The sequence below is a fragment of the Tsuneonella sp. CC-YZS046 genome (assembly GCF_035581365.1).
In the GTDB taxonomy this organism is placed as follows: Bacteria; Pseudomonadota; Alphaproteobacteria; order Sphingomonadales; family Sphingomonadaceae; genus JAWKXU01.
Genome location: NZ_CP141590.1, coordinates 1,427,018 through 1,443,359, shown reverse-complemented (window position 1 = coordinate 1,443,359; position 16,342 = coordinate 1,427,018). Strand labels below are relative to the sequence as shown.

The window sequence follows — 16,342 nt, the reverse complement described above, 5'->3', positions numbered from 1 at the left end:
CAATTCTCCCGATTGCGTGGTTCTTTCCGAATGACAATGGCCTAGCCCGGGGCAGGCGATTTGAAAACCGTTACAAGCTGAATTGTTCGTAATTCCGCGCTGCCCCGGTGACGCGCCGCCAAGCATGGGGTAAAAGCCCGCCCATTGCGATGCTGAGCCAACTTTCCATCCGAAATATCGTGCTGATAGAGTCGCTGGACCTTGCCTTCGAGCCGGGGCTGGGCGTGCTCACGGGCGAAACCGGCGCGGGCAAGTCGATCCTGCTCGACGCGCTGGGCCTCGTGCTCGGCAATCGCGCCGATGCGGGGCTGGTGCGCGCGGGGGAGGAGCAGGCCAGCGTCACCGCCGCCTTCGATTTCGCCGAATTGCCGGAAGGTTTGCGCAATGCGCTCGCGGAGGCGGAGGTGGAGATCGAGCCGGGCGAGCCGCTGATCGTCCGGCGGCGGCTCAAATCCGATGGCGGATCGAAAGCCTTCATCAACGACCAGCCGGTGGGCGTGGCCTTGCTGCGCGAGATCGCGCCCGCGCTGGTGGAACTGCATGGCCAGCATGACGACCGCGGCCTCGTCAATCCGCGCGGCCACCGCGCCTTGCTGGATCGCTATGCCGGTGGGGACGTGGATGGCGTTGCGGCGGCCTGGGAGGTGTGGCGCGCGGCGGGTGAGCGCCTTGCCGTGGCGCGCGCCGGGATCGAACGGGCCAGGGCGGACCAGGATCTGCTGCTGGCCCATCTGGCCGAGCTGACAGCCATCGAGCCGGTGGGGGGCGAGGAAGAGCAACTCGCGGGCGCCCGCGCCGATATGCAGAAGGGCGAGAAGCTGGCGGGCGATCTGGAGGCCTTGCGCCATCTCTGGGACGGTTCGGATTCCGCGCTTGCCAGCCTTCGCGGCGCGGCCCGGCGGCTGGACCGGATCGCGGGGGAGCATCCCCTGCTCGGCGAAGCGCTGGAAGCGCTGGATCGCGCGGTGATCGAGGCGGGCGAGGCGGAGGACCGGCTGGCACGGGCGGCGGAGGCGCTGACCCATGATCCGGCCGAACTGGACCGGATCGAGGCGCGGTTGTTCGAGCTGCGCGCGCTGGCCCGCAAGCACGATTGCCAGGTTGACGATCTGCCCGAAGCGATGCACCGGATGCGTGCCGCGCTGGATGCCATCGAAGGCGGGGAAGCGGAAATCGGAGCGCTGGAGCAGGCCGAGCGTGCCGCGCAGGAGAGCTATCGGGCGCGGGCGCAAGCCTTGCACGAGGTGCGAACCGCCGCTGCCGCCCGGCTGGACAAGGCGGTTGCCGGGGAGCTTGCGCCGCTCAAGCTGGATGCCGCGCGCTTCCGCACCGCCGTCACCGCGCTGCCGGAGGAGCGCTGGGGCGCGCATGGCATGGACAGCGTGGAGTTCCTGATCGCCACCAATCCCGGCGCCGGTTTCGCGCCGCTGACGAAGATCGCATCGGGCGGCGAGCTGTCGCGCTTCATCCTCGCCTTGAAAGTGGCTCTGGCCGAGCGGGGCGGGGCGGCGACGGTGATCTTCGACGAGATCGACCGGGGCGTGGGCGGCGCGGTCGCCAGCGCGATCGGGGAACGGCTGGCGCGGCTGGCGGAAGGGGGGCAACTGCTGGTGGTCACGCACAGCCCGCAGGTCGCCGCGCGGGGCGCCACGCACTACATGATCGCCAAATCGTCCGAAGGCACCGTGACCCGCACCTCGGTCATGCTGCTGGATGCCGGGGGCCGTCAGGAGGAAATCGCGCGGATGCTGTCCGGCGCGGAAATCACCGCCGAAGCGCGGGCGCAGGCGGATCGGCTACTGGAAGGTGTATAAGTGGACCGTATGACCGAAGCCGATGCCGCCAATGAGCTGATGCGGCTGGCGAGGCAGATCGCCCGACACAACCGGCTCTATCACGCGGAGGACGATCCGGAGATTTCGGACCCCGAGTTCGATGCCCTGGTCCGCCGCAATGCGGAGCTGGAGGCGGCGTTCCCGCATCTGATCCGGCCGGACAGCCCATCCCGGCAGGTGGGGCACGAGGTGGCGGCCTCGCCGCTGTCGAAGGTGACGCATGAGGTTCGCATGATGAGCCTCGACAATGCCTTCACGGATGAGGAAGTGGCGGATTTCGTGGGCCGCGTGCGGCGCTTCCTCGCCCTGCCGGAGGACGAGCCGGTGACGATGACGGCCGAGGACAAGATCGACGGCCTGTCCTGCTCGCTGCGTTACGAAGATGGCAGGCTGGTGCTGGCGGCGACGCGCGGCGATGGGCAGGTGGGCGAGAACGTGACCGCCAATGTCGCCCATATCGCCGATATTCCGCAGCAGCTTTCCGGCAAGGCGCCGGAGGTGTTCGAGATTCGCGGCGAGGTCTATATGTCCAAGGCCGATTTCCTTGCGCTCAACCGCGCGCAGGAGGAAGCCGGGGGCAAGATCTTCGCCAATCCGCGCAATGCCGCCGCCGGATCGCTCCGCCAGAAGGATGCCTCGGTCACGGCCCGGCGGCCCCTGCGGTTCTGGGCGCATGGCTGGGGCGCGGCCAGCGCGGTGCCGGGGACGACCCAGTTCGAGGTGATGCAGCAGATCGCGGCCTGGGGCCTGCCGATCTCGCCGGACCTGGCCCTGTGCCGTTCGCTCGACGAGATGCTGGCCGCCTATCGCCGGATCGGCGAGGGGCGCGCGGGCCTGCCCTATGAGATCGATGGCGTGGTCTACAAGGTGGACCGGCTGGATTGGCAGCAGCGGCTGGGCTTCGTGGCCAAGGCTCCACGCTGGGGCCTTGCCCGCAAGTTCCCGGCGGAGCGGGCCGAGACCACGCTCGAAAGCATCGACATCCAGGTTGGCCGCACCGGCAAGCTGACCCCGGTCGGGCGGCTCGCCCCAGTGCTGGTGGGCGGCGTCACCGTCACCAATGTCACGCTCCACAATCGCGACGAGATCGCGCGGCTCGGTGTGCGCCCCGGCGACCGGGTGGTGATCCAGCGCGCGGGCGACGTGATTCCGCAAGTGGTGGAGAATCTGACGCGGGCCGAGGATCGCCCGGCTTTCCCGTTTCCCGATCACTGCCCCGAATGCGACAGCGAGGCCGTGGCGGAGGAGGGCGAGGTGGACGTCCGCTGCACCGGCGGGCTGATCTGCCCGGCGCAACGGACCGAGCGGCTGCGCCATTTCGTCAGTCGCACCGCGCTCGACATCGAAGGGCTGGGCGAGAAGACCATCGCGGATTTCTTCGCGCGCGGCTGGCTGGAAAGCCCGGTCGATATTTTCCGCCTGCACCAGCGCCGCGACGCCATTCTGGCGCTGGATGGATGGCAGGACAAGTCTGTGGACAATCTGTTGAAAGCGATCGAGGCCAAGCGTCGGCCCGATGCAGCGCGGCTGCTGTTCGGGCTGGGTATCCGCCATGTCGGCGCGGTGACGGCCCGCGACCTGATGAAGCGCTGCACCACCCTGCCGCGATTGCGCGAACTGGCGGAGCAGGCCCATGCCGGAGATGCGGAAGCCGCCGCCGAACTGATTTCCATAGATGGCGTCGGCCCGGTGGTGGTGGAGGCGCTGGGCGATTTCTTCCACGAGGATCACAACAAGCAGGTCTGGGACGATCTCCTGTCCGAAGTGTCCCCGCCGCCCTATATCGTCGAGACGAAGGACAGCGTCGTGGCGGGCAAGACGGTGGTGTTCACCGGCAAGCTCGAGACGATGAGCCGGGACGAAGCCAAGGCGCAGGCGGAGGCCCTGGGCGCCAAGGCGGCCGGTTCCGTTTCCCCCAAGACCGATCTGGTGGTGGCGGGGCCGGGGGCGGGTTCCAAGCTCAAGAAGGCCGCCGAACTTGGGATCGAGGTGATCGACGAGGCTGGCTGGGCGGAGATCGTCAAGGCGGCGGGGTAAGGTGATGTTTGCGGAATTGGCCCATCTGGGCGCGGACGTGGGCGCGCTGCTGAAAGAGCGGGGGCAGACCGTGGCCGTGGCGGATGGCGCGACCGGCGGCCTGGTTTCGGCGGCACTGGTCGCCATGCCGGGCGCGACGTCCTTTTACGTTGGGGGTGGCGTGATCTATTCGTTTAAGGGGCGCGATGCGCTGCTCGGCCTTTCCCGCAGCGAACTTGCCGGAATGCGCTCCGTCACCGAAGCCTATGCCGTGTTGCAGGCCCGAGCGATCCGCGACCGTCTCGGCAGCGATTGGGGGCTGGCCGAGTCCGGCTCGACGGGGCCGGGCAAGCATCCATTCGGCGTCGATTCCGGCAGGAGCGCCATCGCTGTAGTCGGGCCCGGCCTCGAACGTTCGGCAACGGTCGCCACGGGCCATGATGACCGGGTCGCCAATATGCATGCCTTCGCGCGGGCGGCGCTGGCCCTGCTCAGGGACGTGCTGGTGTCGGCCTGATGGTCGGCCGGGCCAGCCGCCCTATACCTCGGGAACCCATTTCATCACGCCGCCGGCGAAGGGAGTCCACCATCCGGTGCGAATTCCCGCCCCGGCCAGCGTATCGCTGGTCCACTGGTTGCAGGTGTTGGTGAAGGTGTAGCGGCCCGTTGTCTCGTAGAAGACGTCATGGCTGCCATAGCCGGGATGGGATCGGCGCGGCGCGGCGGGAACGCTGGCCTCGATCCGGCGGACAAGGCGCCTGTATTGGGCCTCGCTGATCCGCAGCGGGCGAATGTCGTCGGCGGGCGCGGGGCGCACATAATGGGCGACATGAAGGACGCCATCTCCGCCCGAGAACAGGATGCGGAGCACGGTGATCGGCGAAAGATCGGCCCATGTCGGGGTTTCGAGGAAGACCTCCCGTTCGCCCCAGCTCACCGAAACATGGGTATAGGGCCGGGCGGGATCGGTGAGGTCGCGGGCCGGAAAATCCATGCGCCAATCCTTTATGGGCGTCACCAGCGGCATGACGATGGCGGTGTGGATTCCGTTGGTTTCCACCATGATCGTCACGCCCTGGTCCGGCTCCCGCCACTCCGCGTTGCGTGGAATCGCGGAACCGGCCCACGCCGTCAGCAGGAATGCGGCGATGGCGAGGACGAGGCTCGCCAGCGTAAGGCGCAGGGCCTTCAGGAGCCGGGGAGCCATCGCGGCTGAACGCTGCGCCGCGCCGGGCGGGCCAGCGTCCGCTTGCGTAGCCACAAGATGGACCAGTCGCCCTTGCGCATCCGGGCCGTGGAGCGGAATCCAGCAAGGCGGCAGGCCCGCAGCACGGCATCTTCCTGCGTTCCCAGCAATCCGGATAGCAGAAGGGAGCCGCCGGGCAGAACGGCTTTGCCGAAATCCGGCGCCAGTTCCACCAGCGGGCCGGCGAGGATATTGGCGATCAGCAGATCGTAGGGCGCGCGCGCCTGAAGCAGGGGATGGGCCATGCCGTCGGCCACCAGCATGGTCAGTTGTCCCGGCCCGGCGCCCATCGGCACGTCATTCGCCGCCGCATTGCTTTCCACCACGTCGACGCAGACCGGATCGACATCGCTCGCGGTGACGAGCGCATGGGGCCACAGCGCCCGCGCGGCGAAGGCGAGCAATCCGGTTCCGGTGCCGATATCCGCGATATTGCGGGCCGAGACGCCGCCGGCCTTCATCGCATCGAGCATGGCGAGGCAGCCGGCGGTGGTTTCATGATGGCCCGTGCCGAAAGCCTGGCCGGCGGGTATGGTGAAATCGACGACGCCAGCCTCCTCCATTGCCGGGTGCTCGGGCGTATGGATATGGAAACGCCCCGCCACGATCGGCTGCGCGTTCTGCTGGCTCAATGTCACCCAATCCTGATCGGGCAGTCTTTCCGATGCGATTGCGGGCGGCTCCCCCGCGAAAAGCGCCAGGAACGCCGATTTGTCCGCCCTGGTGGGCCGCCGGGGCAGCCATGCTTCCAGCAGCCATTCCTCGGGCCGGTCCTTGGCGACCTCGCATCCGGACAGCACGATGGCGTGATCCCAGTCCGGCGTTTCCTCATGCGCGAGCAGCGCATCCTGCACTGCCTGGCGCGATGCGAGGGCGGTAATCTTCCATGATTGAGTCATGCGGCCATTCCCTAGCGCCGCTTTGCGATGACGGAAACTGCCATTGCACGGCTTGCCTTGGCCCGTCTTTTCATTATGGGGGATCGCAATCCGCACATCGTCGCGGCGCAAGACCGCATCATGCATACGCAACAGGAAGGCCCGCATGGCAAACCGTCCGCTGTCACCGCATCTGCAAATCTGGCGTTGGGGCCCCGCCATGCTGGTGTCCATCCTTCACCGTGTCACGGGTGACGGGATGGCCATTGTCGGCCTGTTCGTGCTGCTCTGGTGGCTGGGGGCGCTCGCCGCCGGCCCCGAATATTACACGACATTCTCCGACCTGATGACCTCGCCCATCGGCTACATCGTGCTGGTGGGCCTGAGCTGGGCCTTCTTCACCCACCTGATGTCGGGGCTGCGTCACTTCGTGCTGGATATCGGCGCGGGCTACGAACTGACCCGCAACAAGCTGTGGTCGGTGCTGTCGCCATTGATCGCCATCATTCTGACCATCGCCTTCTGGGCGGTGATCCTGCTTCGCTGAGGCCAAGAACATGGGTAACGGAACTTCCATCGGACGCGTGCGGGGCCTCGGCTCCGCGCATAGCGGCGCGCATCACTGGCTGCTGCAGCGCTTCACCGCCATCGGCAATCTGCTGCTCATGGCCTGGCTGATCGTTTCGATCCTGCTGCTGCCGGATCTCAGCTACGGCACGGTAAGCGAATATATTTCCGCGCCGGTCCCGGCCACGGCCATGGCGCTGCTGATCGTCAGCACCTTCTGGCACGCCCGGCTGGGCCTGCAGGTCGTGATCGAGGATTATGTCCACGATCATGGCAACAAGTTCGCCGCCATCGCCGCGCTCAACCTTGCCGCTTTCGCCGGGGCCACCTTCGGCCTGTTCTGCATTGCCCGCCTTGCGCTGGGAGGCGCCTGAGATGGCCACCACTTCCACCCAGTCCGCATACAAGATCATCGACCATACCTATGATACCGTGGTCGTCGGCGCGGGCGGCTCCGGCCTGCGCGCCACCATGGGCAGCGCCGAGGCCGGCCTCAGGACGGCCTGCATCACCAAGGTCTTTCCCACCCGCAGCCACACCGTGGCCGCGCAGGGCGGCATCGCCGCCTCGCTGTGCAACAACACGCCCGACCACTGGACCTGGCACATGTTCGACACCGTGAAGGGGTCGGACTGGCTGGGCGACCAGGACGCGATCGAATATATGGTGCGCGAAGCGCCCGCCGCGGTTTACGAGCTGGAACATGCCGGCGTGCCGTTCAGCCGCAACCAGGACGGCACGATCTACCAGCGCCCGTTCGGCGGCCACATGCAGAACATGGGTGAAGGCCCGCCAGTGCAGCGCACCTGCGCCGCGGCGGACCGCACCGGCCATGCCATGCTGCACGCGCTGTATCAGCAGAGCCTGAAATACGACGCCGACTTCTTCATCGAATATTTCGCCATCGACCTCATCATGGACAATGGCAAATGCGTCGGCGTGATCGCGCTGTGCCTCGATGACGGATCGATCCACCGCTTCCGCGCTCATGCGGTGGTGCTGGCCACCGGCGGCTATGGCCGCTGCTACTTCACCGCCACTTCCGCCCATACCTGCACCGGCGACGGCGGCGGCATGGTGCTGCGCGCGGGCCTGCCGCTGCAGGACATGGAATTCGTGCAGTTCCACCCGACCGGCATCTACGGCGCGGGCGTGCTGATTACCGAAGGCGCGCGCGGGGAAGGCGGCTATCTGACCAATTCCGAAGGCGAGCGCTTCATGGAGCGTTATGCCCCGTCCGCGAAGGATCTGGCCAGCCGCGACGTGGTTTCGCGTTCCATGGCGCTGGAAATCCGTGAGGGCCGCGGGGTCGGCCCCAACAAGGATCACATCTTCCTGCACCTCGATCATATCGATCCGAAGGTTCTGGCCGAGCGCCTGCCGGGCATCACCGAGAGCGGCAAGATCTTTGCCGGTGTCGACCTGGCCCGTCAGCCTTTGCCGGTCGTGCCGACCGTGCACTACAACATGGGCGGCATCCCGACCAATTATCACGGCGAAGTCGTGACGATCGGCGCGGATGGCGACCCCGAAACCGTGGTGCCGGGCCTGTTCGCCGTGGGCGAAGCGGCCTGCGTCTCGGTCCATGGCGCCAATCGCCTCGGCTCCAACTCGCTGATCGACCTCGTGGTGTTCGGGCGCGCCACCGGCCACCGGCTCAAGGAGCTGGTGAAGCCTGACGACAAGTATGACGAGCTGCCGAAGGACAGCGCCGATCTGGCCCTGACTCGCCTCGATTACTTCCGCCATGCCAATGGCGGTTCGCCGACCGCCGAGGTTCGCCTCGAGATGCAGCGGGCGATGAGCCAGCACGCAGCCGTGTTCCGCACGGACGAACTGATGGCCGAGGGCAAGGTGAAGCTGGCCAAGACCTATGAGCGGATGCAGGACGTTCGTGTCAGCGACCGCTCGCTGATCTGGAACAGCGACCTGATCGAGACTCTGGAGCTGGACAATCTGATCTCGCAGGCTTCCGTCACGCTGCACGGCGCCCACAACCGCAAGGAAAGCCGTGGCGCCCATGCGCATGAGGATTTCCCCGACCGCAACGATGCCGAGTGGATGAAGCACACCGCCGCATGGTTCGAAGGTTGGGGCGGCAAGGGCGGCGCGATCCGGATCGATTACCGTCCGGTCCACGAATATACGCTCACCGACGATGTTGAATATATCAAGCCGAAGAAGCGCGTTTACTGAGGCGCTTCTTCATTCTGGATATGCGGAAAGGCCGGGGCGCAAGCTCCGGCCTTTTCCGTTGATCCCTTATCGTGCCGCCAGGGCGGGGATGCCGCCCGATCGCGCGTTCTTGCGGGATCAGAAACTTGCGCGCTGGGTCAGGCAGCCATCGACGACGAGATTGGCGCCGGTGGTGAAGGAAGATCGCGGGCTGCTGAGGAAGACCACGGCTGAGGCGATTTCCTCGGGCGTTCCCATCCGCCCGGTCGGATTGGCCTTTATCATGCTGTCGAAATAGTCCGGCATATCCTGCTGTATGGTTTGCCATACCCCGCCCTTGAAATAGACATTGCCCGGCGACAGCACATTGCAGCGGATCTTCTTGCCGGCGTGGACCCGCGCCACGCCCTTCGCATAGTTTATCAGGCCTGCCTTTATCGCGCTGTAGGGGCTGGGCTTGTATGGCTCGGCGGCCACCATCGACGAGATGATGGTGAAGGCGGCATCGCCTGAATGCACGGCGGCCTTTTCGAGATAGGGCTGGGCGGCATTGAACAGGCGCAAGGCGCCCAGCATGTCGATCTCGAACATGCTGCGCCAGGCATCCTCGTCATCGGTCCGGGGCAGTGCGCTGGCATTGGAGATCAGCACGTCGATCCCGCCAAGGGCCTGCGCCGCCCCGGCCACGAAGCCGTCGATGGCTGGGCTGTCGGAGATGTCCACCGATTGCCCCCATGCCTTGACGCCCTTCGCCTCGAGCGCGGCCACTGTCGCATCGATGTCGGCTTGGTTGCGGGCGCATATCGCGACATGCGCGCCTTCATCGGCGAAACATTCCGCGATCGCCCTGCCGATCCCGCGAGTGCCACCACTCACGACCGCCACCTTGCCCTTCAATTCGAGATCCACGCCCGCTCCTCTTTCCTGTTTCAAGAGGGCGAATGCCTCTCCATCAGCCTGCCGGATTGATTAAGTGCGATCCGGCGCTCGGTCAAACGCGCTTGCGTGGGCGGGAGCATTGCCGAACCTGTGCCAGGGAGCGGTCCGCCTTCTCCCCGGAGCCGCGCGCGTCGATGCTTTCCTGCGGGCCAGGGTTATTTCCACCCGCTTCCATATAATTGTAACAATGACCTTTCAGGGGAATTGGGAGATTCAGGCAATCACGCATCCGTGACCAGGGAGAGGGCATGTCTTTTCTTTCAAGGAACATCCTTATCAGCGGTTGTCTCGCGCTGGCGGCGATCGGCACCGACCCCGCCGCCCATGCGCAGGAGGCGCAGGAAGTTTCGATCCCGCGGTCGGCCGGCACGCCTTATGCCGCTCGCAACCTGCCGGATCGTGTCGTGCTGACCCCCGGCGCCGATCCGACGCGCGAAATGGCGGTGGCCTATCGCACCGATGTCGCGCAGCAGAGCAGCGAGGCGCAGATCGCCATTGCGGTGGACGGCCCGACGCTGGAAGAAAAGGCGACGCTGATAACCGGGACGTCGGCCGCGAAGGATAGCGCGAACGGGCCTGCGCTCTATCATCAGATACGCTTTGCAGACCTGCAGCCGGATACGGCCTACGCCTATCGGCTGAAAGGGAGCGCGGGCTGGAGCGAATGGCTGCAATTCCGCACGGCTGCGGCCGAACCTCGCCCGTTCCGCTTCCTCTATCTTGGCGACATCCAGAACGGAATCCTGACCTATGCATCGCGCGTTATCAGGCAGGCGTTCCATGCCAATGGCAGGATCGAGCTGGTGCTCCATGCGGGCGACCTGACCGCGCAGCGCGACGATCTGGACCATGACGATGAATGGGGCGAATGGAACCAGGCCGGGGCTTATAACTACGCCATCGTCCCGCAGGTCCCCGCCACCGGCAATCACGAATATGTCGATGTGATGCTGCCGAATGGCAAGGAAAGCCGCAAGCTGGGCCCATACTGGCCGTTGCAGTTCGCGCTTCCTGTCAATGGCGTCGCGGCGGCGAAATCAACCACCTATTTCGTCGACTACCAGGGGGTTCGCTTCATCGTGCTGGACGGCACCTCGGCGATCGATCTGGGGACGATGGATGCCCAGACCCGCTGGCTGGATCAGACCCTGGCCTCCAGCAAGGCGAAGTGGAATGTGGTGCTGTTCCATCAGCCCGTATTCACTTGCGCGCGGCCGGACGACACGGCGGAGATAAAGGCGGCATGGAAGCCGGTGTTCGACAAGCGCAAGGTTGATCTGGTGCTGCAGGGGCATGACCATTGCTACAGCCGTTTGACCTCGGCAGACGGGCGCGTGGCGAGCAAGGCGCAGCATGCAAGCGGTGCGGTGCAGGGGCCGGTCTATCTGGTGTCCGTCACCGGATCGAAAATGTACGGCCTGAACGACCGTGCGCGCAGCCAGCCGGACAAGGTTGCCGAAGCGACCGAGCTGTATCAGATCGTCGATGTGGCCGGCGAGCGGCTGACCTTCCGGACCTACACCGCGTCCGGCAAGCTCTATGACGGGTTCGAACTCGTGCGCGGGGCCGACGGGCTCAATCGCCTGAACGACCTGAATGAGCCGATGATTGAGGAACGCACCTGCAACGGCGATGTCGGGCCGGACGGGGGCAAGTGCGTCGCGCGCAAGAAATAGGGGTGATGGCGCGAGCCGGATTCTCTATTGCTTGGGCGCCCGGCGCACGCTGATGATCTTCACCGGCTGCTGGATCATCTGCCCTTTCAGCGCCCCTTCGCCTTTCTCCGGATCGACCGGCGCGTTCCAGATCGCCTGAACCACATCCATGCCTTCCACCACATGGCCGAAGGCGGCGAAGCCGGCGGCGAGATCCGGGTTGGCCGAAGCCGGGTCGGCGTCGAGGCCAGGCATGTCCGACAGCAGGATCGAAAAATCCCCCGTCGCCGAACCCGGATCATAGCGGGCCATCGAGATGGTTCCGGCCTTGTGCAGCACCCCGGTCTGGCTGGTGGCCTCATGCGCGATCGGCTTGAGAATGCGCTTGGGGTTCATCTGCGTGCCGCCCTGGATCAAGCCGTTGGGCTGGTCGCCCCAGGCAAGCCGCATGGCCCGGTAGAACACCGTTCCGTCGAAGCGCTTCTGATCGGTGTAGCGCAGGAAATTGGCGGTGGTGACGAGCGCTCGCTCACTTTCCAGCGCGAGCCTGATGTTCCCCAGCTCGGTCTGGATCACTACATCGACGGTTTGCGGCACGGACGGGGCTGGTTCCGGCGAAGCAGTGGGTTGATCCTGCGCCGCGACGGCGGCGGAAAGCAGGAAAAGAGGCGCGGCGAGAAAAGCGAATCGGTGTGTCATGGGCCGATCATGGCAGCAATATGCGGGTCATCGCCAGCGCAGCATATCCCGGCCAAGCTGATCGACGCCGGTTACGCCCATCAGCTTCATGTCGCGTTCGATTTCCTCGCGCAGGATGGTGAGGGCGCGCTCCACCCCGGCCTGGCCCGCCGCGGCCAGCGCATAGAGATAGAGCCGCCCGCCCGAGGCCGCCGTGGCTCCCGCCGCCAGCGCCTTCATCACATGGGTGCCGCGTCGCACTCCGCCGTCGCAGATGATCTCGATCTCCCCGCCCACGGCGTCCACGATCTCGGTGAGCTGGTCGAACGGCGTGCGGCTGCCGTCGAGCTGGCGGCCGCCGTGATTGGAAATCATGATCGCGTCCGCGCCGATTTCCACGGCGCGGCGGGCATCGCCCGCGCTCATCACGCCCTTGAGGCAGAATGTGCCGCCCCAATCCTGCCTGATCCGTGCTGCCGTATCCCAGTTCATGGACTGGTCGAGCATGGTCGAGAAATAGCCCTGGATCGACATCGCCTCGTCGGTCCCTTGGCTGACATGGGTGTCGAGATTGGGCAGGCGGAATTTCTCGCGGAACACATAGTCCAGCGCCCAGCGCGGCTTGATCGCATAGGACAGCAGCGAGGAAGCGGTGAAGCGCGGCGGGCTGGAGAAGCCGCTGCGCAGGCAGCGTTCGCGCTTGCCGCCGACGATGGTGTCGACCGTGAGAGCGATGCAATCGAACTTCGCTTCCTTGCAGCGTTCGATCATGGATGTGTTCAGCCCTTTGTCCTTGTGGACGTAGAGCTGGAACATTTTCGGTGTGGAAATCATCGCGCCGATTTCTTCGATGCTGACGGTCGCCAGGCTCGAAATGCCGCACCACAGCCCGAATTTCTCGGCCGCCCTGGCCACGGCCCGTTCGCCCTGCCAGTGGAACACCCGCTGCAATGCCGTGGGGGAAAGGACCAGCGGCAGGGCGCTCCTGCGGCCCATGATGGTGCAGGACATGTCAATGTTCTGCACGCCGGCCAGCACGTTGGGCACGAGGTCGGCATGGCCGTAGGCGGCGGTGTTGCGCTGGCGGGTCAGCTCGTCATCCGCGGCGCCATCGATATAGTCGAACACCGGCCACGGCAGGCGGGCCTTGGCAAGCCTGCGAAAATCCTCGATATTATGGCAATCGGCAAGGCGCATCGCGCTTCGCTAGCAGGGTGAGCATGATCGGCAAAGGCGGTTCATCCATTATACACGAATAAGGCGTCAGGCAGTGGCGCTGGCAATGAAGGGGATGCGGCATGGTGCGGGAACGTAGTCCGGGGATCAAGCTCCTGTTCGCGGTTCTGGTCGGCGCCGCGCTGATTATCCCCCTGGTCTTCGTTTATGCGCTGGTGTGGGACCGGCAGGGCCAGTCGCAGACCGCCCAGCAGAGCATCACCGCCGGATGGGGCGGGCCGCAGGTGATCGCGGGGCCGATCGTGGTCGTACCGTTCAGGACGACTGAAACCCAGAACGAGGAAGTGAACGGCAAGGTTACTACCCGGACCGTGGAGGTAGAGCGCCTGCTCTATATCTCCCCTGTCGAGAACCGGGCGCAGACCAGCGTCAGGCCGGAGGAGCGGCGCAAGTCGATCTATCGCAGCGTGCTCTATGAAGCACAGGTCAGCGGCGCCGCGAAGTTCGAGCTGCCGGCGGACCTGCCGCGCTTCGGTGTGACCCGCGAGCGATTGCTGTGGGACCGCGCGGAATTGCGCATGGGCGCGTCCGACGCGCGCGGGCTGACCAAGGGCGGCACGCTCAAGGCCAATGGGCAGAGCCTGCCGGTGCAGCCGGGCAAGGGGCCGGGCGCGACCAGCGGGCAGGGATTCTTCGCCTTCCTGCCGTGGAACGGCGAGGGCGTGCTCTCTGTCGATTACGCCTTCGGCCTGCGGGGCAGCGGCTCGCTCAGCCTGGTGCCGCGCGGCGGGCAGACTCGCTGGGACGTTTCCTCCAGCTGGCCCAATCCCAGCTTCAGCGGCGCATTCCTGCCGGAGACGCGCTCGGTGGGGGGCGAGGGCTTCAAGGCCGGCTTCACGGTAGACAAGCTGGCGCTCGGCCAGGCTCCGGTCGCGACGGAAGATCCCGGCCCGCCGATGATCGACGATGGCAGCGGTGGCTATGCGCCCGTGATGGCGCAGGAAGTGGCCATGGCCTCTTCCGCCAGCAATCCCGCATCCGGGGGCGCGGTGGAAGTGATCGGCGGCCCGGCCCGCGCCGTCACGGTCGGGCTGATCGAGCCGGTCAATCTCTACAGCAAGGTCGACCGGGCGGTGAAATACGGGTTCCTGTTCATTGGCTTCACCTTCCTCGCCTTCCTGCTGTTCGACATCGTGGGCGGCGCCCGCGTGGCCGCGGCGGAATATCTGATGACCGGCGCGGGGCTGGTGCTGTTCTTCGTGCTGCTGCTCGCCTTTGCCGAGGTGATCGGCTTCACGGTGGCCTATCTCGTCGCCAGCGCCGCGATTATCGGCCTGCTCACCGCCTATAGCGCGGCGGTGCTGAAAAGCTGGCGCAGGGCGCGCTTCATCGGCGCGTTGCTGCTCGGCCTCTACGCATTGCTCTACGTGCTGCTGAGCCTTGAGGCCTGGTCGCTGCTGATCGGATCGATCCTGCTGTTCGTGGCGCTCGCCGGGGTGATGTATGCCACCCGCAACGTCGAATGGTCCAGCATCGGGCGGAGCGGCAATCCGGCGGAAAGCGGGGGCGGGCCAGCGGATGCGGGAAGCCCCCCGGCCGCGCCGGCCTGAGAATGAGGGAGCCTATCTGGGCTTTTCGTCCTTCACGCTTGCGCCCTTGGCTTTCTCGTCCGGCTTCTGGATCGCCGCCTCGGCCGCCATCACCTGCCGCTCGTATTCGATGCGGCTGATGGTTTCCTCATCCGCCGGGCGGGCGGGATATTTGCACCCTTTCGCTTCGCCCAGGCCCTTGAGGTAGGAGCGGCGCATCATTCCCGCGACGATGGCGTCCTGGAATTGCCGCTCATGCTCCCTGGCTCCTGAAATCTCGCGGATCAGGCCGCGAAACGGAATGAAGCGGCTGACCGCCCATTTGGCGACGCGGCCTGCATTCACGGCATTGCTCTTTTCCCCGGCGATATCGAGATCGTCGCCCAGGATCGCGTCGAGCTGGCCGACGGCGGCGGCAATCTGGCCGCACTTCTTCATATCCTTACTGTTGTAGGGGTCCTGTCTCGCCTGGATCAGGAGCGGCGGGATTTCGTCGCGCGTGATGTTGAGATCGTTGAGCGGGGTGCCCGCCACATCGCCCACTGTCACCGTATCGTCGGTGACGGGCTTTTCGGGCTCCTTGTCCTTGGTCTGCGCCGCTGCCGGCAGCGAGGCCGCCAGCATGAGCGCAAGGATCGTTCCGCCCGCGCCAACTCGTGCGTTCCCTGAGCGTCTATCTCCTGAGATCGGCGAAAGTGTCGCACTGATCTTCATTGCCTGTCTCCAATCCTCGCCGCAGCCATTCCATCCGCTGCGCGCTGCTTCCATGGGTGAATGCAGCTTCAACGGGCCGCTGCCCCGCTTGTTTCATCAAAGTGTCGTCGCCGATCGCGTGCGCGGCCGTCAGCCCTTCCTCGATATCGCCCGCCTCGATCAGATCGGCGTTCTTGGCGGCCCAGACCCCGGCGTAGCAATCCGCCTGCAGTTCCATCCGCACCTGCAGCGGGTTGGCCTGGGAAGGATTCTGCGATTGCGCGCTGCGCACCTGATCGGAAACCCCGGTGAGAGTCTGCACGTGATGGCCATATTCATGCGCCATCACATAGGCCCGCGCGAAATCGCCGCCCGCGCCCAGGCGCTGCTCCATTTCCCGGTAGAAATCCGTATCGATATAGATGCCGTGGTCGCTGGGGCAGTAGAACGGGCCCATCGCGCTTTGCGCCGCGCCGCATCCGGAACGCCCGGCCTGCGAATAAAAGACCAGCTTGGGTTGCTGGAACGGGATACTCGCCTGCTTGAACAGCGGTTCCCATGTCTGGTTGAGCGAGGCGAGGACGGCGCAGCTTTCCTTGCTCAGCGCATCCGTATTGCAGCTTTCGCTGGCGGTTGTGCCGCCCGCCTGCTGCCCGGCCGGCGCGCTCTGCTGGACTTGCTCCAGGCTTCCCAGCATCTGCGCCGGATCGACGCCGAACACCAGCGATGCGATCAGCACCAGCACGATGCCGCCGCAGCCCAGCTTGCCGCCACCGCCGCCCGGAAAACGCATCCCGCGCTGGTCTTCCACCCGGATATTGGCAGGATTGAAGTCTCTTAGCCGCATTGAAATCCCCGTCGCCTGTCGTGCCAGTTGCACCCAACGGGTTGGACA

Annotated in this window: 15 protein-coding genes; 8 read left to right on the top strand and 7 right to left on the bottom strand. The window is 65.7% G+C overall.

Annotation, left to right across the window (positions count from 1 at the left end; translation table 11 throughout):
- Nucleotides 1–149: 149 nt before the first annotated feature.
- From recN to U8326_RS07070, 3 genes are read left to right on the top strand one after another with little or no spacing between them, the layout of a single operon-like run.
- Entirely contained in the window at nt 150–1,814 is a 1,665-nt protein-coding gene (recN, locus tag U8326_RS07080; RefSeq protein WP_324743220.1) for a DNA repair protein RecN, read from the top strand.
- Nucleotides 1,815–1,823: 9 nt separating this feature from the next.
- Nucleotides 1,824–3,872 (top strand): NAD-dependent DNA ligase LigA, encoded by a 2,049-nt coding sequence (gene ligA, locus U8326_RS07075; protein WP_324743547.1) that lies wholly within the window; start codon nt 1,824–1,826, stop codon nt 3,870–3,872.
- A 4-nt stretch (nt 3,873–3,876) separates the two neighbouring features.
- A complete protein-coding gene (locus U8326_RS07070) occupies nt 3,877–4,368 on the top strand; it encodes a CinA family protein (RefSeq protein ID WP_324743218.1) in 492 nt (163 codons plus the stop codon).
- Nucleotides 4,369–4,389: 21 nt separating this feature from the next.
- On the opposite strand, the gene U8326_RS07065 is transcribed toward U8326_RS07070, so the two are convergent.
- Together U8326_RS07065 and U8326_RS07060 are read right to left on the bottom strand one after the other, a co-directional pair.
- Nucleotides 4,390–5,058: a TIGR02117 family protein gene (locus U8326_RS07065; RefSeq protein WP_324743216.1), complete on the bottom strand. Its 669-nt coding sequence runs from the start codon at nt 5,056–5,058 to the stop codon at nt 4,390–4,392.
- A complete protein-coding gene (locus U8326_RS07060; RefSeq protein WP_324743214.1) occupies nt 5,040–5,996 on the bottom strand; it encodes a 50S ribosomal protein L11 methyltransferase in 957 nt (318 codons plus the stop codon). The genes U8326_RS07065 and U8326_RS07060 overlap by 19 nt, the downstream gene beginning before the upstream one ends.
- A gap of 145 nt (nt 5,997–6,141) precedes the next feature.
- On the opposite strand from U8326_RS07060, the gene sdhC reads away from it, so the two are divergent.
- Genes sdhC through sdhA form a run of 3 tightly spaced genes read left to right on the top strand, consistent with a single transcriptional unit; the run spans nt 6,142 to nt 8,738 of the window.
- Nucleotides 6,142–6,522 (top strand): succinate dehydrogenase, cytochrome b556 subunit, encoded by a 381-nt coding sequence (gene sdhC, locus U8326_RS07055; RefSeq protein ID WP_324743212.1) that lies wholly within the window; start codon nt 6,142–6,144, stop codon nt 6,520–6,522.
- 10 nt (nt 6,523–6,532) lie between these two features.
- Nucleotides 6,533–6,916: a succinate dehydrogenase, hydrophobic membrane anchor protein gene (gene sdhD / locus U8326_RS07050; RefSeq protein WP_324743210.1), complete on the top strand. Its 384-nt coding sequence runs from the start codon at nt 6,533–6,535 to the stop codon at nt 6,914–6,916.
- A gap of 1 nt (nt 6,917) precedes the next feature.
- The gene (gene sdhA, locus U8326_RS07045; protein ID WP_324743208.1) at nt 6,918–8,738 is read left to right on the top strand and encodes a succinate dehydrogenase flavoprotein subunit; all 1,821 of its coding nucleotides are present in this window, start codon (nt 6,918–6,920) and stop codon (nt 8,736–8,738) included.
- Nucleotides 8,739–8,855: 117 nt separating this feature from the next.
- Here the strand turns inward: sdhA and U8326_RS07040 are convergent, their stop codons facing one another.
- Nucleotides 8,856–9,626: an SDR family NAD(P)-dependent oxidoreductase gene (locus tag U8326_RS07040; protein ID WP_324743206.1), complete on the bottom strand. Its 771-nt coding sequence runs from the start codon at nt 9,624–9,626 to the stop codon at nt 8,856–8,858.
- Between the two features lie 278 nt (nt 9,627–9,904).
- Between U8326_RS07040 and U8326_RS07035 the strand changes: the two genes are divergently transcribed.
- A complete protein-coding gene (locus U8326_RS07035; RefSeq protein ID WP_324743204.1) occupies nt 9,905–11,332 on the top strand; it encodes a metallophosphoesterase family protein in 1,428 nt (475 codons plus the stop codon).
- A 24-nt stretch (nt 11,333–11,356) separates the two neighbouring features.
- On the opposite strand, the gene U8326_RS07030 is transcribed toward U8326_RS07035, so the two are convergent.
- Entirely contained in the window at nt 11,357–12,010 is a 654-nt protein-coding gene (locus U8326_RS07030) for a peptidylprolyl isomerase (RefSeq protein ID WP_324743202.1), read from the bottom strand.
- A 27-nt stretch (nt 12,011–12,037) separates the two neighbouring features.
- Nucleotides 12,038–13,186: an alpha-hydroxy acid oxidase gene (locus U8326_RS07025; RefSeq protein WP_324743200.1), complete on the bottom strand. Its 1,149-nt coding sequence runs from the start codon at nt 13,184–13,186 to the stop codon at nt 12,038–12,040.
- Nucleotides 13,187–13,287: 101 nt separating this feature from the next.
- Between U8326_RS07025 and creD the strand changes: the two genes are divergently transcribed.
- A complete protein-coding gene (creD, locus tag U8326_RS07020) occupies nt 13,288–14,775 on the top strand; it encodes a cell envelope integrity protein CreD (protein WP_324743198.1) in 1,488 nt (495 codons plus the stop codon).
- Between the two features lie 12 nt (nt 14,776–14,787).
- Here creD and U8326_RS07015 read toward each other — a convergent pair whose 3' ends face one another.
- Together U8326_RS07015 and U8326_RS07010 are read right to left on the bottom strand one after the other, a co-directional pair.
- Nucleotides 14,788–15,378 carry a hypothetical protein gene (locus tag U8326_RS07015; protein ID WP_324743196.1) on the bottom strand — a complete coding sequence of 197 codons (591 nt, stop codon included), beginning with the start codon at nt 15,376–15,378 and terminating at the stop codon, nt 14,788–14,790.
- A gap of 49 nt (nt 15,379–15,427) precedes the next feature.
- Nucleotides 15,428–16,294: a neutral zinc metallopeptidase gene (locus tag U8326_RS07010; RefSeq protein WP_324743194.1), complete on the bottom strand. Its 867-nt coding sequence runs from the start codon at nt 16,292–16,294 to the stop codon at nt 15,428–15,430.
- Nucleotides 16,295–16,342 lie beyond the last annotated feature (48 nt).